The following is a 24,238-nucleotide window of genomic DNA, read 5'->3' as shown; positions in this document are numbered from 1 at the left end:
AAAATCGGTTCTTGTTCCGTTTTTTTTCGGGCGGGAGCTATTTTTATTTTAAATTTCATATATTTGATGCTTGTAATTATCTAAATCTAAAATTTATGCGTAAAACGATTCAGTTTCTTCAGTTAGCCTTTCTTCTCCTTTTGGCTACCGCATGTGCAGAGACTTCCCCGTTCAAATACGAGTCGGTCCCGAACGATCCTCTGAAAGCCCGTATCTATACTCTGGATAACGGCTTGAAAGTGTATATGACTGTGAATAAAGAGACCCCGCGTATTCAAACGTATATCGCCGTTCGCGTGGGTGGTAAGAACGATCCCGCCGAAACAACCGGTCTGGCGCACTATTTTGAACACTTGATGTTTAAAGGGACTCAGCAGTTCGGCACGCAGAATTACGAACAGGAAAAACCGATGCTCGATCAGATCGAACAGCTTTTTGAAGTGTATCGTAAGACTACCGATGAGGCGGAACGCCAGGCTATTTATCATCAGATAGACAGTGTGTCCTATGAGGCTTCGAAGTTGGCAATTCCGAACGAATACGATAAACTGATGTCTGCTATCGGTGCGACCGGAACGAATGCGTACACCGGTTTTGACCAGACGGTCTATGTGGAAGATATTCCTTCCAACCAGATCGACAACTGGGCAAAGATACAGGCGGACCGTTTTGAAAACAATGTAATCCGTGGTTTCCATACGGAACTTGAGACTGTGTATGAAGAAAAGAACATGTCTCTTACCAGTGATGGACGTAAAGTGTATGAAGCTGTCCTGACCGCTCTTTTCCCCGATCATCCTTATGGAACGCAGACTGTCCTCGGAACACAGGAAAATCTGAAGAACCCGTCTATCACGAATATCAAGAACTACCATAAAACCTGGTATGTCCCTAACAATATGGCAATCTGTCTGTCCGGAGATTTCGATCCGGACCAGATGATCGGGACGATCAATAAATATTTCGGTCACTTGAAACCGAACCCCAACCTGCCGAAGTTGCCGGTGACGCATGAGTCTCCGATTAAGGCGCCGGTTGTCAAAGAAGTGTTGGGAGTCGATGCCGAAAACGTGACATTGGGTTGGCGTTTTCCTGGGGCTGCTTCTCCTGACCAGGATTTGCTGAACCTGACAGGCGATATTATCAATAACGGTAAAGCCGGTTTATTGGATGTCGATTTGGTCCAGCAGCAGAAAGTGCTGAGCTGCTATGCCGGAACATACGGAATGTCAGATTACAATGCTTTTGTTATTAACGGCCGTCCGAAGCAGGGACAGACATTGGATGAAGTGAAAGATCTTTTCCTGGCTGAAATCGAGAAACTGAAGAAAGGGGAGTTTGACGAAGGTTTGTTGGAGGCTGCGATCAATAACTATAAACTGATGCAGATGTACCGGATGGATCGTAACGACGGCCGTGCCGATATGTTTGTCTCTTCTTTCATCGACGGTGTCGATTGGAAAGATGAAGTCGCTTCGTTAGATCGCATGAGCAAAGTGACGAAACAGCAGATCGTCGATTTTGCCAACAAGTATTTCGGTGACAACTATGCGCTTATCTATAAGAAACAAGGCAAAGATCCGAACGAAAAGAAGATCGACAAACCTAAAATCACTCCGATCGTGATGAATCGCGACAGCTCAAGTAGGTTCCTGAAAGAAATACAGGCTTCACAAGTGGCTCCGATCGAACCGGTATTCCTGGATTATGGTAAGGATTTGCAAAAACTGACTGCCCAATCCAATATCCCGGTATTGTACAAGGAGAATACTTCCAATGATCTCTTCTCTCTGATGTATGTATTCGATATGGGTACGAATAACGATAAGGCAATGGGTACCGCTTTCGAATATATGAAGTATTTGGGTACATCTAAAATGAGCTTGAAGGAAATCAATGAGGAGTTCTACAAACTGGCTTGTTACTTCAACGTATTCCCCGGTTCGGACCGCACGTATGTGATGCTGGAAGGCCTAAAGGAAAATATGCCGAAAGCAATGGCTCTGTTTGAGGAAATCCTGGCCGATGCACAGGTTAATAAAGAAGCTTATGGAAATCTTGCCGGTGATATCCTGAAAAAACGGGTTGATGCCAAATTGAATCAGGGACAGAATTTCAACAAGCTGATCCAGTATGCGATCTGGGGCCCCAAGTCTCCTGCCACAAATGTGCTGACAACTGCCGAGTTGCAGCAGATGGACCCGCAGGAACTGGTGGACCGCATTCATAAGATCAACTCATTCGATCATAAGATCTTGTATTATGGTCCGGAAAAACCGCAGGCCGTTCTGGATATCATCAAACAATATCATAATGTTCCCGACCAGTTGCAACCGGTTCCGGCAGCCATCGAGTTCAGTCAGCAGGAAACTCCTGAAAATAAAGTCCTGCTTGCACAGTACGATGCTAAACAGATTTATTTCTCGGCAGTCTCTAACCGGGGCGAAAAGTTCGATCCGGCTATCCAGCCTACATTGGACATGTATAACGAATACTTCGGTGGCGGAATGAACGCGATCGTATTCCAGGAAATGCGTGAATCGCGTGGCTTGGCTTATTCCGCAGGTGCTTTCCTGATTACTCCGTCCAAACTGAAATATCCGTATGTCTACCGTACGTTTATCGCGACTCAGAACGATAAGATGATCGATGCCCTGAAGGCTTTCGACGAAATTATCAATAATATGCCGGAATCAGAAAAAGCGTTCAATTTGGCTAAAGACGCTCTTATCACCCGTTTGCGTACGGAGCGTATTACCAAATCGGACGTTCTTTGGTCTTACCTGAATGCCCAGGATTTAGGTCTGAACACGGACAGCCGTAAAGAACTGTTCGAGAAGGCGCAGACAATGACATTGCCCGAAATCAAGGCATTCCAGGAAAAATGGGTAAAAGGGCGTACCTATATCTATTGTGTATTAGGCGATGAAAAGGATCTCGATCTGAAAGGCCTGTCACAATATGGTCCGATCCAGAAGCTGACGCAGGAAGAGTTGTTCGGATATTGATTGTCATAATTTGAATTAAATATGTGGGCGGCATCCGGTGAGACATCGGGTGCCGCTCTTTGTTTTTTACTTAAATTTGCCGCTTCGGATAAGAGGCAGGGAGGTATAGTGTCAAACTGGGTCAGGACGAGACACCTATGTTTTAAAATCGAATCATCGGTATTTTGAAAATAGGTGCCTATCCCTTTCCGAAAAGGCAGGCATCGGTTGCCAAATAGATGCCTACCTTTTTCCTGTTACCCTATAGGCTTTTCCCGGACAGGCTAAAGGCTGTATTTTTTAGCCTATAACCTATATTTTATGGGACAGGAACCAATCCGATCCCCTATATGACAAAACTGAAAATAGGATTCACAGGTGGCAAACACTTAATGATCAGTGATTTGTTGTGAAGGCTGTGAACCCTGTTTACGATCAGCCAATCCTACCGATCTATCCGCCTTTTTTATCTTGCATTCACGGGGTTCGCAGCAATATGCTGATTTATAGAGCTATCTGGGCAGTATGAACCCTAATTAAATAAAATAACCAGGGGATATTTAGAGGATAATCTAAGAAGATTTGAACATTTATCTGTTACTTTTGGCTTGATCCAAAAGTAACCAAAAAATCAAGGCTTAACCGTCCGGTCTACTCCGGGCAAAGACTCCGCTGTCGCCTGCGAAACTCGCTTCGCTCAGACAGCGCAGGCTTCGGAGGCTTCGTCCTCCGCTTGACGCCCGTCCGCTTAGGCCTTTCTCTTGGGATTGCCGATACCGCTTGTTATATAGGTATAGGTATCAGTATCAGCAATCCCTACCCCCCCTCATCCTCTCTTTTTCCGGCTGCTGAAGCAGACGGAAAAAGAAAGCCTACGGGACGCCTCCATATATACACTGATAAATCATCATTTATGGTTCACTTCTGCTCAATAATGAATTAATTTATCCCTAATAATTATCGGGTGAGCCGCAAAAGCACCATAGGCATATGACAGCCCGGTCATATGCCTTTTTATCCCTAAACCGGAGGATATGTTGTATAAAAGATATTGTTTCGTTCTGTAATCCATGTATTTTGGAAAATTATGAGCGCTTTTTCTTGCTGATTCGGAAAACCTATTTACCTTTGCAGTGATTCCGTAGTGGGCAGCGGCTCACAGAGCGCGGGATCGTTTACATATTGTAAGCATTTTACGAAGATTATTCTTAGCTGTAAATCTGGTAAATTTTTAGCCTAACGGAATAATAGACAGTAAATGCTTGCGCTGGTTACGTATAAGTTCATCTACCATTGTTATGGGAAGAGTGTGTTATATCGTATAAGGCGCGGGCTATTGTTCTATTATTGTTAGGCAGGCTTACCAGAGCCTTCAGTTAAATAATAGACAACAGACCCGCGTTTTTTTATGCCCGTGCATAATCATTCGCGGGGGATTGTTCTCCCCTTCGTGAAATTAGTTGTTGGATTTTTATACTCTATTTTATTAACAATTAATTTTATAATGATTATGAACAAGAGATTTTCTACTCTTTTGGCTATCGCTCTGGTAGCAGGTGGAATGTCGGCGTTTGCAAATGATGCTTATAACGGGCCGACATTTACACCAAATGGCGGGGATCCCACTACTCCCAAAAACAAGGAGCAAGTGTTGTTGAACGTCTTGACAGCCGATGCAGCAACTCCTGTGGCAGGTGGCTATTTGACGATTACAAGCGGTAGCCTGAGTCTTGGTGCAAAGCCTACTACTATTGCAGGCTATAAAGGGTTCACATGGGCGGTTACCGTAAAAACAACCGCTTCCGGTGTTGTGGCAAGTGATCCTATCTACACGTTTACAAACAAGGCTGCAAGCCAGGTGCTGCGTGTCAAATTGCAGACCGATGGTGAAAAAACGTCTGATGGCAAAGGCCAATCTGTAGCTCCTGCAAAGATTTCCGGTGACGGTAATGCTGAATGGGGATGGAGAGCCGATGTCGGTTTGTATGCACAAAAAGGTGACTCTACTTTCTATTTCGATGCAAGCATGAAACTGTGTGCAGTTAAAGGCGGTGTGGATAAAGTAACGGCTCCGGGCAATATCGTATCTTACGTTCCACTGACAGCAACAGACGAAATCACTTTGGCCGCTTCTGACTTCGCAACAGTCTTGAAAGATGGCAAAGTTTATTTCAACAATGGCAAGGACGTAAAGAATGCTAAGAACATCTTAACGGACAATGTATGGACGGCTTACAAAAACAACGCAAACAATGCATTTTTCTTGGCAGTCAAAGACAAGAAAACAAAGAGCGGTAACCCATATTTGTTGATGGTCGACACGGCTTATTATGACACTGCTGCAAAAGCATACCACGCTCTGGTTGCAGATACATTGTCTTTGGATCTGACAGGTATGGCTGCTTTGACAGGTGGAACTTATAACGAAGCAAACTATAATCCTACCGATTTGACAAAGTATGCAAGACCGATCAATGCTGCCTTGTTTACAGGTAAGTACTATCCGATGAACGACTCTATCGTTTTGACGGTAAAGGGAGAACCGGCAAAGAATTACAAGTCTGCTATTATTGACGGTAGCAAGCAGTATGGCGTTCAGGTGGCTGATGTAGCTGCAGTAACAGGCGCTCAGGCAGCCGATATACCTGGCTATACGGAAGCAAACGCAGAAACGGGCAATGCCATGAAGAACTTGGCTACAGCAGTTTCCAACTGGTTGACTGAAGCTGTAAAAGATTCTCGAACCGCAGACGGTTACAATGCGAAGTTTGCAGGATCTTTATTTACAACCAACGCGTTAGCTAATGGAGGAACTGCAGCGAATGCAGCCGGCGGTGTCCTGACAGCTGCACAAGCATGGGTAAAAGATGATGCGAATAAGACTAATACGAAATTAGCCAAATTCAAGGCATTTGTAAAAGCAGCCGAAGGCTTGCAACGTATAGCAGCTGAAGCATCCGGTACTGCCTTCTTTATCAAAGGTCTGCCCCAACGTGCTGCCGGAACAGATGCTGCCACTATCGCATTGCGTGAATTGAACGATACAAAGGTTCTGACAGTTGCTACTTCTATGACCGGTTACATCGAACCATTGGTTCAGCCTTATAAAACTGCCCCCGACTTCGGTGGTACTGCTGATGTTGATGTAACGAAGGTTTATTACCTGAAAGACTTGAACAAGTATCGTGACAATAAAGAAAACAAAGGCGAAGGCTTCTTCTTCAACGAAAGCCCGGTTGCACAGAGCGAATATTTGGCAGAAGGCCAGGCATTCAACCCGTACAGCCAGTATGTATTCGTGAAAACGGCAGGTGCTGCAAAGGGTAGCTATACGATCTACAACCGTGGTACAGGCGATGCATGGTCTGCTTCCGGTTTGACAGACGTATTAGGTAGTGACAGTATCGTAATCGGCACTGACTCTTTGATGTTGGTTGACGCTAATATCGCTTACACTGGTAAAGATGTTGAAAAGCAGATCGGTTACAAGTTTGCTCCTGAATATGACTTGGTAAACAAATCATTCATGATCCACTCTGCTTCTCCTTACATGAAGGATCTGTATTTGCACATGAAGAACGACTCTTCTATCATGGTGGCAGCTGACGAAGTGTTGTATAACTTGGAAGCAGCTGTTGCTCCGGTACAGTACGGTGCAAAAGTAGCAGGTATCGACACTCTGGAATACCAGCCGTACTATATCAAGACCGCCAAAGGCGAATACTTGGTTCTGAATGAAGCCGGAAACGGTTACATCTTGACAAAGGATGAAAACAAGTATAATGAAGAACTGTCTTATACTGATGCAAACGGTGCAACAAAGAAATATAACGCAGTTAAGACAGCCTTCTATTTCATTGCAACAGACAATGCCGATACATACGTATTGGTTGAAGCTGAACCGGAACAAGATGCAAGTGCTACAAGCAAGGCTCTTTCTTACGAATTTAACGATCAGAAAGCAACCGTAAATGCCCAAAGCGGTATTTTGGAATCTTCTGATAAGGAGGTAAGAAATGACCTGTTCTACGTTGCAACCGAACCGACTCCTGCAAGTCTGTTTACTGCTCCGAAACATGTACAGCTGAAGGCTATCAACGGTGACCTCGTTGCCGTAGGCAAGGACAATTTCGGTGCCGTTGCACGCGAAGGCGACTTGAAGGCTGCTTACGAAAAGGTTGACTTCACATTCTGGTTGGATACTGCACGTTACACTGACAATGAAGGTAAAGACTTGGTTACTCCGTCTTACTACGTGACAAAGGGTATCGCTGCCGTTGAAGGTACAGAAGACACGGAAGCTGTTGCTGCCAAGAGACTGTATATGTATGTCGCTGCCGATTCTGCCAAGGACGCGACAATTGACAAAGAACAGTACACTTACGATGGCAAGACAAGAATCCAGTTCCGTGATGCTGTTCGCTACGGTGCAGATTCTCTGGTCGTTGCAGGTGACACGCTGACACTGGACGGCAAAGCAACCGCTACGATCGCCGAACCGAAGAAAGGTATCAACTATTTCCGTTTCAACTTCCTGGTTGACAAGGATAACGAAGGCTACTACAACATCTTGAACGAAAATAAATATGTTCAGAATGTCAATGGCACATTGGTTGTTACTGCTCAAAAAGCAGATGCTTTGAAAGTCGCTGTCGAAGATGCTGAAGCTCCTACTGCCAACGAAGGCGTTGAAGTATCTGAAGTAACTGTTATTGCCGGTGAAGGTCAGGTAACAATCGCTGGTGCTGCCGGCAAGAAGGTTGTTATCTCTAACATCCTCGGCCAGACTGTTGCCAACACGGTCATCACATCCGACAACGCTATAATCTCTGCTCCTCAGGGCGTGGTCGTAGTAGCTGTTGAAGGCGAAGAAGCTGTAAAGGCAATCGTAAAATAAGATTGAATTTATAATCAAATAATTCTAAAATGTTTGGCCGCGTGCCACCGTCACGTAGAGATGCACGGCCGTGCATCTCTACAAAACAACGGCAATTACCCTGCGACAGGCGAACAAGCGGTCAGATTTAATATTAATAATACTAAAGTATATTGAATTTAAAAGTTCAAATAGCCGTAACCCTGTGAAGGGCGAAAGCTATAAACAAAAAAGCCCCGGAGGTATTGATGTCTTCGGGGCTTTTCGACTTCTGATGATTGCTTTTTACAAATCAATCTCTATTTATGCTGTTCGTTATTTAATTGTACTTTTTATTTTGCTTTCTGTCCTTCTTCCTTCAGTTCGAATTCCTCGACCTCTTTTACCTTACGGAACAGGTCGGAAGCGAAGATGAAGTCGTTCAGTGCTTTGTTCTTGGAAGTGATGACTTCCTTGCTGTTACCCTGCCATTCTTTTACGCCTTCTTTGATGAATATAATGTTTTCACCGATATTCATGACGGAGTTCATGTCATGCGTGTTGATGATAGTCGTCATTTTGTATTCGGCGGTGATATCGTGGATCAGGTCGTCGATAATCAACGAAGTCTTGGGGTCCAGGCCGGAGTTCGGTTCGTCACAGAACAGATATTTCGGGTTCAGGGCGATGGCGCGGGCAATAGCGGCACGTTTCATCATACCGCCGCTGATCTCGGACGGATAGAGATGGCCGGCTTCCGACAGGTTCACACGATCCAGACAGAATTGGGCGCGTTTCAGGCGGTCTTTGTAAGTGTCGTTTGAGAACATATCCAGCGGGAACATGACATTTTCCAAAACCGTCATGCTGTCGAACAAGGCCGATCCTTGGAACAGCATACCCATTTCACGGCGCAACATGTTCAATTCGTGCTTATCCATCGATGTCAAGTCACGGCCGTCATACAAAATCTCTCCCGAATCCGGACGCATCAACCCGATAATATTTTTGATAAGAACCGTTTTCCCGGAGCCGCTTCGCCCGATAATCAGGTTTGTTTTTCCCGTTTCGAAGACGGCGCTGATGTCATTCAGGACAACGCGTCCTTCAAAGGACTTGGTGATATGTTTTACTTCTACCATTTTTTATGTCAGCATTAAGTTGGTTAAGATCACGTCGGCCAGCAGAATCATGATACTGCTCATAACGACTGCGTTCGTACTGGCTTTGCCTACTTCCAGTGCACCGCCTTTCACATTATAACCGAAATAGGCGGCTATGGATGAAATAATAAACGCATACACGACGGATTTAATGATGGAGTACCAGATGTAGAACTCATTGAAATAGAACTGCAAACCATATTCGAAAGAGGCGGGAGTCATACCTGTGCCCGTGGAATGGCTGGCTGCGATACCTCCCAAAATACCGGTGAACATACTGAAGATAACCAATACCGGAATGAAAGTCATCATACCGACCATCTTCGGCAGGATCAGGAAATTGGCGGAGTTGACTCCCATGATCTCCATCGCGTCGATCTGCTCCGTCACACGCATGGTCCCGATCTCGGAGGCAATGTTGCTACCGACTTTACCCGCCAGAATCAACGACATGATGGAAGAAGAGAATTCCAGCAGGATAATTTCACGTGTCGTGTATCCGATCGTGAATTTAGGGATAAGCGGTGAACTGATGTTCAGCGAAATCTGGATGGCGATAACCGTACCGATAAAAATGGAAATGATAATGACAATCCAGAGCGAATCGACTCCTAATTTGTATATTTCCTTTATCAGCTGCTTGAAGAACATGCTCCACCGGTTTGGAACGGAGATGCATTTCCCCATCAACATGACATACTCACCTACTTGATGTAATGCTTTATTCATCATTTATTATGTTTCTATTCAATTACAGTCTGCAAATATAACGCAAATCTGGGAACAACTGTTCATTTCCTGCTTGATACTTCTGGTTTGTATCTAAACTAAACTGGGCTGTAAGTCAATAAGGACGCATGGACGAGTTGTTCGGAAACACAGCCTTTGAGTATTTTGTTTTATAGAATATAATCGATTATTCAAGATTATATTCTTACATTTGTCTTATTCTGAAAATAAAGAAATATGAGTACAGTTACGTTGCGTAAATTACCGATTGGGATACAGAGTTTTGAAAAACTTCGTATGGAGGGCTTTTTGTATGTGGATAAAACAGCTTTTGTTTATCAGTTGGCTGAATCCGGCTTGCCCTATTTCCTGAGCCGCCCCAGGAGATTTGGCAAAAGTCTTTTACTGTCTACATTAGAGGCCTATTTTCAGGGAAAGAAAGAGCTGTTTGAAGGGTTAGCGATAGGACAACTGGAGAAAGACTGGATTGAATATCCGGTGCTGCATTTGGATTTGAATGCGGAGAAATATGACTCTGGAGCACGTTTGGAGGGTAAGTTGAATGAACAGCTGCTTAATTGGGAAAAACGATATGGTATAGAGTCGGTCGAGATTAGTTCTTCCATTCGTTTTATGAATGTGATTCGTACAGCTTATGAAAAAACAGGACAGCGTGTTGTCATTTTGGTTGATGAGTACGATAAACCTTTGTTACAGACTTTTCATGATACGGATTTGCAGGATGAATTTCGTCGCATTTTGACTGCTTTTTATACGGTGTTGAAAAGTGCCGATCCTTATATACGGTTTATATTTATAACCGGAGTCACTAAATTCGCCCAGGTAGGCGTCTTTAGTACATTAAACCAGTTGAATGATATTAGTTTGGATGAGCAATATGCTGAACTTTGCGGTTTGACCTGTCGGGAAATTGCTGAAAATTTCGAACCTGAGTTATGGGCATTGGCGGAAAAGGAAAAACTTTCTTTTGACGGAATCCTTGCTAAGATGGCTCAAATGTATGATGGTTATTATTTCTGTGAAGATGCTGTGGAAGGCATGTTCAATCCTTTCAGTGTATTAAGTGCATTATCAAAAAAGCGATTGGCTAATTTCTGGTTTGCTACCGGTACACCAACCTTTTTAGTCGATTTGTTGAAGAAGACGAACTATGATCTCCGTGATTTGGAAGGAATCGAAGTGACGGCTGCAAGCCTGACCGATTATCGTGCGGATTACCGGAATCCTGTCCCCATGCTTTATCAGAGTGGTTATCTGACAATTAAAGGATTTAATAACCGCTATGCCCTCTATAAATTGGGCTATCCGAATGAAGAAGTGAAATATGGATTCCTGAATTTTCTGATTCCGCTTTACACGCCGGTATCTGGTGCTGACGGTCCGTTTTATATCGGTAAATTCAACGATGAATTGTGGGCCGGCGAAACCGAGGCTTTTCTCACTCGCTTGAAATCCTTTTTTGCCGATTTTCCGTATGCTTTGAATGAAAAGACCGAACGCCACTATCAGGTTGTTTTTTACTTGGTTTTCAAACTGTTAGGGCAATATGCCGATGTTGAGATACAGAGTTGTCGGGGACGTGCAGATGCTGTAGTCCGTACTCCTGACTTTATCTATGTTTTTGAATTTAAACTTGATGGTAGTGTCGAAGATGCGCTCCGGCAAATAGATGAAAAAGGTTATTTGATCCCTTATTTTGCAGATGGCCGCAAGTTGATAAAAGTCGGTGTCTCTTTCAGTGCGGAGGAGCGAAATTTGGGAAGTTGGCTTATTGTCGGTTGACTCGTATTTCGAGTCGTTTTTTCTGTAAATTCAAAACAATTTGTATAGAAGGAATTAATTCCGTTTCTTTGCGGTAAAGATATTGGATATGGCAGACGAACAACAAATGGTACTCCGTACGGAGGATCTCGTTAAGAAATATAAGACGCGTACCGTTGTAAATCATGTTTCGATCAATGTGAAGCAGGGAGAGATCGTGGGATTGCTCGGACCGAACGGAGCCGGGAAAACGACAACTTTCTATATGACGGTAGGATTGGTGACTCCCAATGAAGGGAAGATATTCTTGAACGATATGGAGATCACGAAGTTTCCTGTGTATAAACGCGCCCGTAACGGTATCGGTTACTTGGCCCAGGAGGCGTCTATTTTTCGTAAAATGACGGTGGAGGATAATATCCGTTCCGTACTGGAAATGACTGAGACGACTCCTGAATACCAGAAAGAAAAACTGGAAAGCCTCATTGCCGAATTCGGCTTGAATAAGGTACGGAAGAATTTAGGGGACCAGTTGTCCGGAGGTGAACGCCGACGTGCCGAGATTGCCCGCTGTCTGGCTATCGATCCGAAATTTATCATGCTTGACGAACCGTTCGCCGGAGTAGACCCGATTGCCGTGCAAGATATCCAGAGCATTGTCGCGAAGCTGAAACACAAGAATATCGGGATTTTGATCACGGACCATAACGTGTACGAGACTTTGAGCATCTGTGACCGCGCCTACCTGCTGTTCGAAGGAAAAGTACTTTTCCAGGGAACAGCCGAGCAGTTGGCCGAGAACGAAATTGTGCGTGAAAAATATCTGGGTAAAGACTTTGTGCTTCGCAAAAAAGATTTCTGACTTTTTATTGGTCTGCGAGTTGTTTTTTTATGTGTTTAGTACAATAATGAAACAGATAAAGCGTGATAATGGCTACAATTGTGTAAGGCAGCAGATTTTCTGTGGAGATATCCCCGGTGATAAATTCATTATCTTTCAACCGGGCGTTCGACATGCTGATTACGGCAAATGCATTGTTGACGAAATGGGCAAAGACCGGTATCCAGATATTCCGGCTCCAATAGAGCAAATATCCGAAATAAGCGCCTAACAGCATACGGGGCAGGAAACCGAAAAACTGCATGTGGAAAGCACTGAAAATAATGGCTGCACTCCAGATAACGATATGATGATTATGTGTCCATTTCCCGATAATCCGTTGTAAAGCGCCTCTGAAAAGGAATTCTTCTGTCACTCCGGCAGCCACGGCAATGACGATCAGGTTAAAAAGCAGGGTTATGATCCCCTTCCCTGCCAGCAATGTCAAGGTTAACCGTTCGGCGGTTTCTTCTTGTGACCGCATCCAGTTTTCAACAGGCCCCATAAAAGAAGGTAATTCCATCTGCTTGTTCAGTAATCCGGTCAGACTGATGGTAGGAGAAAGTAAAAAGACACTTAGAAACGTAAGAAACAAAATATGTCCTTTAGGTATTTTCCCGATCGACAGATATTCTTTCGGATTGTTGCTGCACAACCACGCAAGTGACAATGCCGGGAAGAGAAATGTCCCGATAGCTGAAAAAAGTTGTAGCAAACGCATCATGTCGGGATATTGCGTTATCTCGGTCTGCAAACCATAGATCATGTAGAATGACCCCATAACAATCAGCGATGAGAAAACTGCACCTGCGAGAACCAGCAGAAGCAGGACGATCAATTGGAAGATGGCCGGCCTTCCGGCATATATACCTTTTAAGAACATATTTTTAAGCATAAAAAAACTTCTGCCCAAAGATAAGCAGAAGTTTCTTATTTTTTCCTGGAAAAGTAATTATTTAGGACGGGCCTCTTTAACTACCATCTGACGGCCTTCGAATTCAGCTTCGTTCAACTCGGCGATCGCTTTCTTGGCAGCTTCATCGTCCGGCATATCAACGAAACCAAAGCCTTTTGATTTGCCTGTTTCACGGTCTTTGATGATCTTTACGGATTCAACCGTACCGTATTCTTCCATTACTTGTTTCAAATCATCTTCCCGAACACGATAGTTCAGGTTACCAACATAAATGTTCATAAAAATAGAAAATTAAAAAAATAAAATTGTTACTTAATGAAAGTTGTAAACCGGAATTTCGTAACAGTGAGAGATATTCGACAAGTAACGAGTAAATGAAGAAATAAAAAACAATGTTAGGTACGTTCAAGGTTAATGCCCTTTCACATCGCAAAGGAATGCATTTATTTTAGATAAACAACATTTTAGCTTGAAAAAAATAATATTGCTCCTAAATTTATCTCGGTTATAACAAATTAAGCAAACAATTTGCGAGATTAAAAGAATAAGTCTAATTTTGCACCCTAAAATTCGAACAAGACTATTAATTAAATAAATCATTCAGAATGAACGTTTCGTTTAAAAACATTGATGCTACAAAAGGCATTGTGAAATTGGAAATAGTGAAAGCTGACTATGCAGACAAGGTTGAAAAGAGCCTTCGCAGTTTCCGTCAGAAAGCAGATGTACCGGGTTTCCGTAAAGGTATGGTCCCGATGGGTATGGTAAAGAAAATGTATGGTAAGCATGTATTGGCTGATGAAATCAATAAACTGGTTTCTGAAAATCTGTACAACTATATCCGTGAAAACAAACTGAACCTTTTGGGTGAACCGCTGCCTAACGAAACTGAACAGAAAGAAATCAACTTCGATACTCAGGAAGACTTCGAATTTTGTTTTGATGTAGCGTTGGCTCCGGAAATCAAGATCGAACTGTCCAAAAATGACAAAGTTCCTTATTACCAAGTTAATATCGACGACGAAATGATCGGCAAACAAGTTGAGGCTTATCAGGCTAACTTCGGAGCATACGACCAGGTTGAGGATGTAGAAGAAAAAGACTTGGTGAAAGGTACGGTTGCCGAACTGGAAAACGGTTCTCCGAAAGAAGGAGGTATCGTTGTTGAAGATGCCGTTTTGATGCCGATGTATATTAAGGATGAAGCTGAAAAAGCCAAATTCATCGGTGCAAAGAAGAACTCCGTAATCGTATTCAATCCGAACAAGGCATATGAAGGTGCAGAAGCCGAAATCGCTTCTTTCCTGAAAGTGGACAAAGCAGCCGTTAGCGGTATCACTGGCGATTTCAGTTTTGAAATCACAGAAGTGACTCGTCATAAGAATGCAGAACTGAACCAGGAATTGTTTGACAAAGTCTTCGGCGAAGGTGTCGTCACCAGCGAAGAAGAATTCAAGAACAAGATCCGTGAAGCTCTGGCTGAACAGTTTACTCCGCAGAGCGACTTCAAATTCCTGGTTGACGCCCGTGACCTGCTGGTTCAGAAAGCCGGTGAACTGGCATTTGCTGAAGACCTGCTGAAACGTTGGTTGCTGGTTGCCAATGACAAGAACACGAAAGAAAAGATCGACGAAGAATATCCTCAGATCATAGAAGATTTGAAATATCAGTTGATCAAAGAAAATCTGGTGAAGGAAAACGGATTGAAAGTGGAAGATGCTGACATCGAAGACTTCGCCAAACGTGTAGCGAAAGCACAGTTCGCCCAGTATGGAATGCTTTCCGTGCCGGAAGACATATTGGCTAACTATGCTAAAGACATTTTGAAAAACAAGCAGACGCTGCAGAATATCATCGACCGTGCGGTTGAAGAAAAACTGGCAGGCTGGTTGAAAGGACAGGTCGAGCTGGATACTAAGGATGTGACAGCCGACGAGTTCAATAAACTTTTTGAAGAATAAAACGACCAGAAAAAGCAGCAGTAGCTGCTTTTTTTATCTAAAAAGGGCTTTCTCTCGAAAAAATATCTTATCGGACAGCAAATAAGTTGTTTCTTTCAGAAATTTATTTATAACTTTGTTATTCCGATAAGTAAGAGGGGAATCCCTTTTTTTATGACTTTTCGGCAACACAATAAGACTATAGATTATGGAAGATTTCAGAAAGTATGCAACGAAGCATTTAGGGATGAACAGTAACGCGCTGGACAGTTATATGAATATAACCAGCAGTTACATATCTCCGACGATTATCGAAGAGCGCCAATTGAACGTTGCTCAGATGGACGTTTTTTCACGGTTGATGATGGACCGTATCATTTTTTTAGGTACACAGGTTGACGATTATACGGCAAATGTAATCCAGGCGCAGTTGTTGTATCTGGATTCAAGCGATCCCGGCAAGGATATTTCAATTTATATCAATTCGCCCGGCGGTTCTGTTTATGCAGGATATGGCATTTATGACACGATGCAGTTTATCAGTAGTGACGTGTCGACTATCTGCACGGGCATGGCTGCTTCTTTTGCTGCGGTATTGCTGGTAGCCGGAACGAAAGGCAAGCGTATGGCGTTGCCTCATTCCCGCGTGATGATCCACCAGCCGTTAGGCGGTGCGCAGGGACAGGCTTCGGATATCGAGATCACAGCCCGTGAAATCCTGAAAGTAAAGAAGGAACTCTACACGATTATATCGACTCATTCCGGCCAGCCTTATGAAAAGGTTGAACACGATAGCGACCGTGACTACTGGATGACGGCAGAAGAAGCCTTGGCCTACGGTATGGTTGATAGAGTCCTGGTTCGTAACAAATAATATTAATGTAAGGGGCTGTCTCAAAAGCCCCTTTTAAAAAACAAATACGGAATGGCCAAAACAGGCGATAGCTGTACGTTTTGCGGGCGCAGTGCCCGGGACGTTAATATGTTGATTAACGGAATCTCGGGTGCTATCTGCGATGAATGTGCACAGCAAGCGTACGAAATAGTAAAAGAACAAATGCCTGGCAAAGGGAGTTCTTTCGGGTTGAACAAGAAAGACCTGCCGAAGCCGGAGGATATTAAGGCTTTTCTGGACCAATATGTGATCGGACAGGACGACGCGAAACGTTATCTGTCGGTTGCAGTGTATAATCACTACAAACGTTTGATCCAGAAAGTGACATCGGATGATGTCGAGATCGAGAAATCGAATATTATTATGGTGGGTGCTACGGGTACAGGCAAAACGCTGCTTGCCCGTACGATCGCCAAACTGCTTCATGTACCGTTCGCCATTGTGGATGCGACGGTCCTGACGGAAGCCGGTTATGTGGGGGAGGACATAGAAAGCATTTTGACCCGCCTGTTGCAGGCGGCCGATTATGACGTGGAGGCGGCGCAACGCGGTATCGTCTTTATCGACGAAATAGACAAGATCGCCCGTAAGAGCGACAATCCCTCTATTACCCGTGATGTGAGCGGCGAAGGCGTGCAGCAAGGCTTGCTGAAACTCTTGGAAGGTTCCATTGTGAACGTGCCCCCGCAGGGAGGCCGCAAGCATCCGGAACAGAAAATGATTGCCGTGGATACGAAGAATATCCTGTTTGTATGTGGTGGCGCTTTCGACGGAATAGAGAAGAAAATCGCCCAGCGTTTGAATACCCGTGTCGTAGGATACGCCGCAAACGAAAACACGGCGCAGGTGGATCGTAACAATCTGCTGAAATATATCACGCCAACCGACCTGAAATCGTTCGGCCTGATTCCGGAAATCATCGGACGTCTGCCTATCTTGACCTATTTGAACCCGTTGGACAGGAGCACGCTTCGTAATATCCTGACGGAACCGAAGAACTCGATCATCAAGCAATACATCAAATTGTTTGCGATGGATGATATTAAACTGACATTTGACGAAGACGTGTTCGAATTCATTGTCGACAAGGCGCTTGAATTCAAATTGGGAGCACGCGGCTTGCGTTCCATTGTGGAGGCTGTGATGATGGATGCCATGTACAGTATGCCATCCGCAAATAAAAAGAAGCTCCATGTTACGCTGGAGTATGCGAAGGAAAAGTTTGAAAAATCGGACGTAAACCGTCTACAGATGGCCTGATCGGCGGTTTTTAAAATATGAATAAGTATGGCGAAGAAGGATAAATTAACGGAAGCGCTCAAAAAACATTTTGGTTTTGGAACTTTTAAAGGAAATCAAAGAGCGATCATCGAAAATGTGTTGGCAGGTAATGATACCTTTGTATTGATGCCGACCGGAGGAGGAAAATCTTTGTGTTACCAACTGCCTTCTCTCATGATGCAGGGGACGGCCATTGTGATTTCTCCCTTGATAGCCCTGATGAAAAACCAGGTGGATGCCATGCGCAATTTCAGCGAAGAGGACGGGGTTGCCCATTTCATAAACTCTTCCTTGAATAAATCGGCTATCGACCAAGTGAAAGACGACATCCGCAGCGGCCGGACGAAGTTGCTTTATGTGGCTCCGGAATCGTTGACCAAGGATGAGAATGTGGAGTTCCTGCGTCAAATCGATATTTCGTTTTATGCTGTAGACGAAGCCCATTGTATTTCCGAATGGGGACATGATTTCCGCCCGGAATACCGTCGTATCCGTCCCATCATAAACGAAATCGGCAAACGCCCGTTGATTGCCTTGACGGCGACAGCCACTCCGAAGGTGCAGCACGATATCCAGAAAAACCTGGGAATGATCGACGCCTCTGTCTTTAAATCCTCCTTCAACCGTCCTAATTTATATTATGAGATTCGTCCCAAGACGGCGAATATCGACCGCGAGATTATCAAATATATTAAATCCAACGAGGGGAAATCCGGTATTATCTATTGCTTGAGCCGTAAGAAGGTGGAAGAGTTTGCCGATATACTGAAAGCAAACGGCATCAAGGCGCTCCCTTATCATGCCGGCATGGAGACGCAGCAGCGTTCGAGCAACCAGGATGCGTTCCTGCTGGAAAAAGCGGACGTGATCGTCGCTACAATCGCTTTCGGCATGGGGATCGACAAGCCCGACGTGCGGTATGTCATCCATTATGATATTCCCAAAAGCCTCGAAGGATATTACCAGGAAACCGGACGAGCCGGCCGTGATGGCGGCGAGGGCCAGTGTATCGCCTTTTATGCCTACAAAGATTTGCAGAAGTTGGAAAAATTCATGCAGGGGAAACCGGTGGCCGAGCAGGAGATAGGGAAGCAGCTGCTTCTGGAAACTGCCGCATATGCCGAAACTTCCGTATGCCGACGAAAAGTCTTGTTGCACTATTTCGGTGAAGAATACCTGGAAGAAAATTGTGGAAATTGTGATAATTGTTTGAACCCCAAGAAGAAAGTGGAAGCAAAGGAATTATTAAGCGCCGTACTTGAAGTAATAAGTACGTTAAAGGAAAAATTCAAGGCAGAATATATTGTCAATATGTTGGTTGGCAACGAGACCTCCGAAATACAATCTTACAAACACAATGAACTGGAAGTTTTCGGTTCCGGTTCGGATGAAGATGAGAAGAGATGGAATGCCGTTATCCGTCAGGCCCTGATTGCGGGATACCTGGCCAAGGACATCGAAAACTACGGCTTGTTGAAGATTACGGATAAAGGAAAAGAATTTATCAAGAAACCGGTCTCTTTCAAGATTACCGAGGACAACGAATTCGACGAAGAGGAAGAAGAAGTCCCCGTACGTGGTGGAGCGACCTGTGCCGTCGACCCGATCCTCTATTCGATGATGAAGGATTTGCGCAAGAAGCTGTCCAAACGTCTGGAAGTGCCTCCTTTCGTTATTTTCCAGGACCCGTCTCTGGAAGCGATGGCCACCACCTATCCGGTGACATTGGAGGAATTGCAGAATATTCCGGGTGTCGGAGCTGGTAAGGCAAAGAGATATGGCAAGGAGTTTGTTGAATTGATCAAGAAACACGTGGAAGAAAACGAGATCGAACGTCCCGAAGACCTTCGCGTCCGCACCGTTGCTAACAAATCCAAACTGAAGGTTTCGATCATCCAGCGCATCGACCGTAAGGTGGCGTTAGACGAGATTGCCATGACGAACGGGTTGGAGTTTAACGAACTGCTCGACGAAGTAGAGGCGATCGTTTATTCCGGAACCCGCATCAATATCGACTACTTTGTGAACGATGTGATGGACGAAGACCATATCGACGACATTTATGAATATTTCAAGGACTCGGAAACGGACGATCTGGAAGATGCCATTGAGGAATTGGGCGGCGACTATACGGAAGAAGAGATCCGTCTCGTCCGTATTAAGTTCCTGTCGGAGATGGCAAATTAAATAATAATAATTTTAAAGCATAAGTTCTATGTCATTTATTGCAGATAGAGTGGTTATGGACGGATTGACGTTCGACGATGTGTTGTTGATTCCGGCTTATTCGGAAGTCCTCCCTCGGAATGTCGATCTTACGACACGGTTTTCCCGCAACATCGCTTTGAATATCCCGATGGTTTCGGCAGCCATGGATACGGTTACCGAAGCGAAGATGGCAATTGCGATCGCCCGCGAAGGCGGTATCGGTGTGATCCATAAGAACATGACGATTGCAGAACAGGCCAAGCAGGTTCAGAGCGTGAAACGTGCCGAGAACGGTATGATCTATGACCCCGTCACCATTACGAGAGGAAAGACCGTCGGCGATGCTTTGGGGATGATGAAGGAATATAAGATCGGGGGCATTCCCGTCGTCGACGAATCGGGCTGTCTGGTGGGTATCGTGACGAACCGTGATCTGCGTTTCGAACGGGATATGAACCGTTCGGTCGACGAGGTGATGACGAAAGAAAACCTGATTGTCGCAGACCAGTCGACCGATTTGGAAGCTGCTGCCAGCATCCTGCAACAGCATAAGATCGAGAAACTTCCGGTTGTCGACAGCCATAACAAGCTGGTCGGCCTGATTACCTATAAAGATATTACACGGGCAAAAGATAAACCGACCGCCTGCAAGGATTCAAAAGGCCGCCTGCGTGTGGCTGCCGGCGTAGGCGTGACCTTCAATACGTTCGAACGTGTGGCTGCGTTGGTTGAAGCCGGTGCGGATGCGCTGGTGATCGATACGGCCCACGGACACTCCAAAGGGGTTGTCAACGTGTTGAAGCAGATCAAATCCCAGTACCCGCATATCGATTGTGTGGTCGGTAATATCGCAACGGGCGAAGCTGCCAAATACTTGGTTGAAGCCGGTGCGGATGCCGTAAAAGTGGGTATCGGTCCGGGTTCCATTTGTACGACCCGCGTGATTGCAGGTGTGGGTGTTCCCCAACTGTCTGCCATCTACGATGTGGCGAAGGCGCTTAAGGGCACAGGCGTCCCATTGATTGCCGATGGCGGCCTGCGCTATTCGGGTGATATCGTGAAAGCGATTGCAGCCGGAGGATCTTCCGTCATGATGGGATCCTTGTTGGCCGGTGTCGAAGAGTCGCCGGGCGAAACGATCATCTTCAACGGGCGTAAGTTCAAGTCGTACCGTGGGATGGGGTCGTTGGAGGCCATGCAGAAAGGTTCGAAAGATCGCTACTTCCAGGATGTCGAAGACGATGTGAAAAAGCTGGTTCCGGAAGGCATTGCTGCCCGCGTTCCGTATAAAGGCTCGTTGTATGAAGTCATCTACCAGATGGTAGGCGGATTACGTGCCGGAATGGGATATTGCGGAGCGCATAATATCGGCGAATTGCATAATGCCAAGTTTGCGCGTATCACGAATGCGGGAGTCTTGGAAAGCCATCCGCATGATGTGGCAATAACGCAGGAGGCTCCGAATTACAGTAGGGGAGAATAGTAAAGACTTGTAATATACTTATATTTTATAAAAGGTTGTCCGCATTCCGGCTATAAAGCCGGTCGATGTAGGGCAACCTTTTAGATAACTGAATAAATAAAAAAATAGCTATTTTGCCATATAAATCAAGTTGTTACAATTTGTCATGGAGAAAGACTTTCAAATACCTACTCCGGAAGTTATAGAGTCTTTGATAGGAAAAGGACTTTATCAAATATGGAATACCCTCTGTCTTTTAATTGAGCATAAGTATGAGATGGAACGGTTGTGGAACAGTGGCGGGAAAAAATGGAAATATGAATATAAGTATCGCAGAGGTGGAAAAACTCTCTGCGCTTTATACGCTAAAGAAAATTCCTTTGGCTTTATGGTTATATTAGGCAAAGGAGAACGTGATAAATTTGAAATGCAACGAGAACTGTTCTCAAAAGAAGTACAAACATTATATGATGAAGCTACTATTTATCATGACGGTAAGTGGATTATGTTTGAGTTGAAAAATACCGTGTTGTTTAGTGATATAGAACGCCTTTTAGAAATCAAAAGATTGCCAAATAGAAAATCATTATCTTAAAGAAGTATCTTCTGTTACTACTGTCTGAAAGACGGGAAATATACAGTAGACATGTCGATGTACGAGATGCTTGATATTGTGTGTGGTATCAAAACTGTATCAATGTTCAAGAATCGAGATAAAGTAAAAATGCTAACCGCTTTATTATTAGCAATTAGCATTTTTACAAAGTGGTGCCACCAGGAATCGAACCGGGGACACAAGGATTTTCAGTCCTTTGCTCTACCAACTGAGCTATGGCACCGTTGTTTTGTTTAACGGGTGCAAAGATACGGACTTTTTTGAATCTTGCAATAGATAGAGCGACTTTTTATTGAATTTTTATTCTTCCAGAGAATTCCAACCTTGTGCTTTTAATTCGACTTCGCCTCCATCGCGACCTACCAGGTAGTTACCGAGATCGGGTTTTGTGATGTGACCAATTATTTTAATACCTTTCATTTCAGAGACTTTGTCATGATCGGTGAGAGGAACAGTGAAAAGTAGTTCATAGTCTTCACCGCCATTTAAAGCTGCGGTTACCAAGTTCATATTAAATTGTTCAGCCATCGCAGCAGTTTGATAATCGATAGGAATTCTATCTTCATATATGCGACATCCAACATTGCTTTCTTTTGATATATGTAAAAGTTCGGAAGAAAGACCGTCTGATATGTCCATCATTGCTGTAGGGATAACCCCAGCACAATGAAGCATCTCGACAATATCTTTACGGGCTTCCGGTTTTAGCTGGCGTTCCAATAGATATTCTTTGCCTGTAAAATCCGGTGTGAAATCTTTTTCACCTTTAAATACCCGCTTTTCGCGTTCAAGTAACTGCAATCCCATATAAGCGGCTCCTAAATCACCGGAAACACATATCAAATCCGTCTCTTTGGCTCCGCTGCGAAGAACGACCTTGTCTTTTTCTCCTTCTCCAATACAAGTGATACTGATGCAAAGTCCTGTGAGAGATGCAGAAGTATCTCCTCCCACAATGTCGACCCCATACACATCGCAGGCTAACTTTAGCCCGGCATAAAAATCTTCTACATCTTCAACAGAAAAACGTTTGGAGATGCCAAGCGATACAGTGATCTGCTTGGGCAGGCCGTTCATTGCGTAGATATCGGAGAAATTTACAACAGCCGATTTATATCCGAGATGTTTTAGCGGTACATAAGTCAGGTCGAAATGAATACCTTCTAATAGCAGGTCGGTGGTGATAAGCACTTGTTTATCCTTATAGGAAAGGATTGCGGCATCGTCACCTACGCCCTTTATCGTACTATCGTTTTTTATTTCAATTCTGTCAGTCAGGTGGCGGATCAAACCGAATTCACCTAATGTTGATATTTCTGTTCTGTTGCTCATATTTGTTTTGTAAAATACTATTTTTTTTGAATGTGATGATATGTTTTTTTATTGTCTCATCAAAGTTCTGCTCATTGCAAAACCGGATTACAATCGGCAGATAATATAAAAATTTCTTCCAACTTTCCGGAACAAGCGGATTGTTTTTTAGACGTGCTGCATCTTTTTCTGTCACCAGAATCAGTTTTCCCGGTGAAGTCATCCTTTCGAATGTCGCCTCCAACTTTTTGAAATCCGATTTGCTAAATGTATGATGATCGGGAAAAATTATCGGTACCACTTTGTTTGAATACTCTTCTGCCTTACGAATAAACGGAGTGGGAGCCGCAATTCCCGATATCAATAAAATATCATCATCTTTCCTGATATTCTTATGGTTTAAGGAACGAGCATCTGAGGGGAATACTGGTTCGACTTCTCCATAAACAATATGGGTGAAAAAAAGTAACTGATGAGCCCGCAACTTCATATTTTCTTCAATAATACGGAAATCAATTGGCTTCATATCTTCGTCACATTTAGTAACAACCACAATGTCCGTTCGGTTTATATTGCTTATAGGTTCGCGCAGGTGTCCCGTAGGCATTAGTTTGTCATGATAAAACAAACGATGGTAGTCACTCAACACGATCGAAAGTGAGGGGCGCACATACCGATGTTGATATGCATCGTCTAACAAGATCACTTCAGGTTTGTCTTTTTCCGGTAGGGATAAAAGATTTTGGATCCCCCGGCGGCGATTAGCATCGACAGCTACAAGTATATCCGGAAATTTGTTTTTCATTTGAAAAGGTTCATCCCCGATCTCTAAACTGGTGCTTTCCGGATTGGCAAGAATAAACCCTGATGTTTTTCTTTTGTACCCCCGGCTTAAAACTGCTATTCGGTATTTATCTTTCAGTAAACGAATGATATATTCTGTATGGGGAGTTTTGCCCGTTCCACCTACAGATAAGTTCCCTATGCAAATCACAGGAATAGAATATTGTTGGGAATGTAAAACACCCCAATCAAAAAGTCGATTTCGTACCCATACCCCAACCCCATATAAAAAAGAGAGAGGATTCAGACAGAAATTGAGTTTTATGTCGTCGTTTTTTTGCATGTAACTTCTTTTCTGCTGACAAATATAGTTAACTTATCGGTGGCTATCAGCTTTTTATTTGTTTATTTTTTCTCCAATTTCATTCTT

General features: G+C 44.1%; 16 protein-coding genes and 1 tRNA gene. 10 read left to right on the top strand and 7 right to left on the bottom strand.

The window, feature by feature from the left end:
- The first annotated feature begins 95 nt into the window (after nucleotides 1–95).
- A complete protein-coding gene (locus tag ACW6QF_RS06040; protein ID WP_456087147.1) occupies nucleotides 96–3,008 on the top strand; it encodes a M16 family metallopeptidase in 2,913 nt (970 codons plus the stop codon).
- Between the two features lie 1,489 nt (nucleotides 3,009–4,497).
- Nucleotides 4,498–7,884 (top strand): DUF6383 domain-containing protein, encoded by a 3,387-nt coding sequence (locus tag ACW6QF_RS06035; protein ID WP_456087146.1) that lies wholly within the window; start codon nucleotides 4,498–4,500, stop codon nucleotides 7,882–7,884.
- A 311-nt stretch (nucleotides 7,885–8,195) separates the two neighbouring features.
- Here ACW6QF_RS06035 and ACW6QF_RS06030 read toward each other — a convergent pair whose 3' ends face one another.
- Nucleotides 8,196–8,984 (bottom strand): ABC transporter ATP-binding protein, encoded by a 789-nt coding sequence (locus ACW6QF_RS06030; protein ID WP_303141296.1) that lies wholly within the window; start codon nucleotides 8,982–8,984, stop codon nucleotides 8,196–8,198.
- 3 nt (nucleotides 8,985–8,987) lie between these two features.
- Nucleotides 8,988–9,734, bottom strand: a complete 747-nt coding sequence (locus ACW6QF_RS06025) for an MlaE family ABC transporter permease (protein ID WP_298550601.1) — start codon at nucleotides 9,732–9,734, stop codon at nucleotides 8,988–8,990.
- 237 nt (nucleotides 9,735–9,971) lie between these two features.
- Between ACW6QF_RS06025 and ACW6QF_RS06020 the strand changes: the two genes are divergently transcribed.
- Both ACW6QF_RS06020 and lptB read left to right on the top strand, forming a co-directional pair.
- Nucleotides 9,972–11,537 (top strand): ATP-binding protein, encoded by a 1,566-nt coding sequence (locus ACW6QF_RS06020; RefSeq protein ID WP_456087145.1) that lies wholly within the window; start codon nucleotides 9,972–9,974, stop codon nucleotides 11,535–11,537.
- Between the two features lie 88 nt (nucleotides 11,538–11,625).
- A complete protein-coding gene (gene lptB / locus ACW6QF_RS06015; protein WP_036658357.1) occupies nucleotides 11,626–12,378 on the top strand; it encodes an LPS export ABC transporter ATP-binding protein in 753 nt (250 codons plus the stop codon).
- A 4-nt stretch (nucleotides 12,379–12,382) separates the two neighbouring features.
- On the opposite strand, the gene ACW6QF_RS06010 is transcribed toward lptB, so the two are convergent.
- Nucleotides 12,383–13,279, bottom strand: coding sequence for a CPBP family intramembrane glutamic endopeptidase (locus ACW6QF_RS06010; RefSeq protein WP_456087144.1), 897 nt, complete (start codon nucleotides 13,277–13,279; stop codon nucleotides 12,383–12,385).
- Nucleotides 13,280–13,348: 69 nt separating this feature from the next.
- Complete coding sequence (locus tag ACW6QF_RS06005) at nucleotides 13,349–13,591, bottom strand: RNA recognition motif domain-containing protein (protein ID WP_298550368.1); 243 nt, start codon at nucleotides 13,589–13,591, stop codon at nucleotides 13,349–13,351.
- A gap of 326 nt (nucleotides 13,592–13,917) precedes the next feature.
- On the opposite strand from ACW6QF_RS06005, the gene tig reads away from it, so the two are divergent.
- From tig to ACW6QF_RS05975, 6 genes are all read left to right on the top strand, one after another.
- Entirely contained in the window at nucleotides 13,918–15,273 is a 1,356-nt protein-coding gene (gene tig, locus ACW6QF_RS06000; protein ID WP_456087143.1) for a trigger factor, read from the top strand.
- A 187-nt stretch (nucleotides 15,274–15,460) separates the two neighbouring features.
- Nucleotides 15,461–16,126: an ATP-dependent Clp endopeptidase proteolytic subunit ClpP gene (clpP, locus tag ACW6QF_RS05995; protein ID WP_298550372.1), complete on the top strand. Its 666-nt coding sequence runs from the start codon at nucleotides 15,461–15,463 to the stop codon at nucleotides 16,124–16,126.
- 51 nt (nucleotides 16,127–16,177) lie between these two features.
- Nucleotides 16,178–17,407, top strand: coding sequence for an ATP-dependent Clp protease ATP-binding subunit ClpX (gene clpX / locus ACW6QF_RS05990; RefSeq protein ID WP_298550374.1), 1,230 nt, complete (start codon nucleotides 16,178–16,180; stop codon nucleotides 17,405–17,407).
- A 27-nt stretch (nucleotides 17,408–17,434) separates the two neighbouring features.
- Entirely contained in the window at nucleotides 17,435–19,615 is a 2,181-nt protein-coding gene (gene recQ, locus ACW6QF_RS05985; protein ID WP_298550376.1) for a DNA helicase RecQ, read from the top strand.
- Between the two features lie 28 nt (nucleotides 19,616–19,643).
- Nucleotides 19,644–21,119 carry an IMP dehydrogenase gene (gene guaB, locus ACW6QF_RS05980; protein WP_456087142.1) on the top strand — a complete coding sequence of 492 codons (1,476 nt, stop codon included), beginning with the start codon at nucleotides 19,644–19,646 and terminating at the stop codon, nucleotides 21,117–21,119.
- A gap of 145 nt (nucleotides 21,120–21,264) precedes the next feature.
- On the top strand, nucleotides 21,265–21,693 hold the full coding sequence (locus tag ACW6QF_RS05975) for a DUF3788 domain-containing protein (RefSeq protein WP_298550380.1): 429 nt from the start codon (nucleotides 21,265–21,267) through the stop codon (nucleotides 21,691–21,693).
- 171 nt (nucleotides 21,694–21,864) lie between these two features.
- On the opposite strand, the gene ACW6QF_RS05970 is transcribed toward ACW6QF_RS05975, so the two are convergent.
- The 3 genes from ACW6QF_RS05970 to lpxK form a co-directional block, all read right to left on the bottom strand.
- Nucleotides 21,865–21,937: transfer RNA gene (locus ACW6QF_RS05970), tRNA-Phe, on the bottom strand.
- 77 nt (nucleotides 21,938–22,014) lie between these two features.
- A complete protein-coding gene (gene thiL, locus ACW6QF_RS05965; RefSeq protein ID WP_298550382.1) occupies nucleotides 22,015–23,046 on the bottom strand; it encodes a thiamine-phosphate kinase in 1,032 nt (343 codons plus the stop codon).
- Complete coding sequence (gene lpxK / locus ACW6QF_RS05960; RefSeq protein WP_456087141.1) at nucleotides 23,012–24,151, bottom strand: tetraacyldisaccharide 4'-kinase; 1,140 nt, start codon at nucleotides 24,149–24,151, stop codon at nucleotides 23,012–23,014. Before lpxK ends, thiL begins: the two co-directional genes overlap by 35 nt.
- Between the last annotated feature and the right edge of the window lie 87 nt (nucleotides 24,152–24,238).

Source organism: Parabacteroides sp. (assembly GCF_977054455.1).
Note: the sequence above shows the minus strand (reverse complement) of the source record. Positions and strands in the feature narration are given on the sequence as shown.

Coding starts and splice junctions, on each gene's coding strand:
- clpP (WP_298550372.1), top strand. CDS start 15,461: ATGGAAGATTTCAGAAAGTATGCAACGAAGCATTTAGGGATGAACAGT.
- lpxK (WP_456087141.1), bottom strand. CDS start 24,151: ATGCAAAAAAACGACGACATAAAACTCAATTTCTGTCTGAATCCTCTC.
- ACW6QF_RS06010 (WP_456087144.1), bottom strand. CDS start 13,279: ATGTTCTTAAAAGGTATATATGCCGGAAGGCCGGCCATCTTCCAATTG.
- ACW6QF_RS06020 (WP_456087145.1), top strand. CDS start 9,972: ATGAGTACAGTTACGTTGCGTAAATTACCGATTGGGATACAGAGTTTT.
- clpX (WP_298550374.1), top strand. CDS start 16,178: ATGGCCAAAACAGGCGATAGCTGTACGTTTTGCGGGCGCAGTGCCCGG.
- ACW6QF_RS06025 (WP_298550601.1), bottom strand. CDS start 9,734: ATGAATAAAGCATTACATCAAGTAGGTGAGTATGTCATGTTGATGGGG.
- ACW6QF_RS06035 (WP_456087146.1), top strand. CDS start 4,498: ATGAACAAGAGATTTTCTACTCTTTTGGCTATCGCTCTGGTAGCAGGT.
- ACW6QF_RS06005 (WP_298550368.1), bottom strand. CDS start 13,591: ATGAACATTTATGTTGGTAACCTGAACTATCGTGTTCGGGAAGATGAT.
- recQ (WP_298550376.1), top strand. CDS start 17,435: ATGGCGAAGAAGGATAAATTAACGGAAGCGCTCAAAAAACATTTTGGT.
- guaB (WP_456087142.1), top strand. CDS start 19,644: ATGTCATTTATTGCAGATAGAGTGGTTATGGACGGATTGACGTTCGAC.
- ACW6QF_RS05975 (WP_298550380.1), top strand. CDS start 21,265: ATGGAGAAAGACTTTCAAATACCTACTCCGGAAGTTATAGAGTCTTTG.
- tig (WP_456087143.1), top strand. CDS start 13,918: ATGAACGTTTCGTTTAAAAACATTGATGCTACAAAAGGCATTGTGAAA.
- thiL (WP_298550382.1), bottom strand. CDS start 23,046: ATGAGCAACAGAACAGAAATATCAACATTAGGTGAATTCGGTTTGATC.
- ACW6QF_RS06040 (WP_456087147.1), top strand. CDS start 96: ATGCGTAAAACGATTCAGTTTCTTCAGTTAGCCTTTCTTCTCCTTTTG.
- lptB (WP_036658357.1), top strand. CDS start 11,626: ATGGCAGACGAACAACAAATGGTACTCCGTACGGAGGATCTCGTTAAG.
- ACW6QF_RS06030 (WP_303141296.1), bottom strand. CDS start 8,984: ATGGTAGAAGTAAAACATATCACCAAGTCCTTTGAAGGACGCGTTGTC.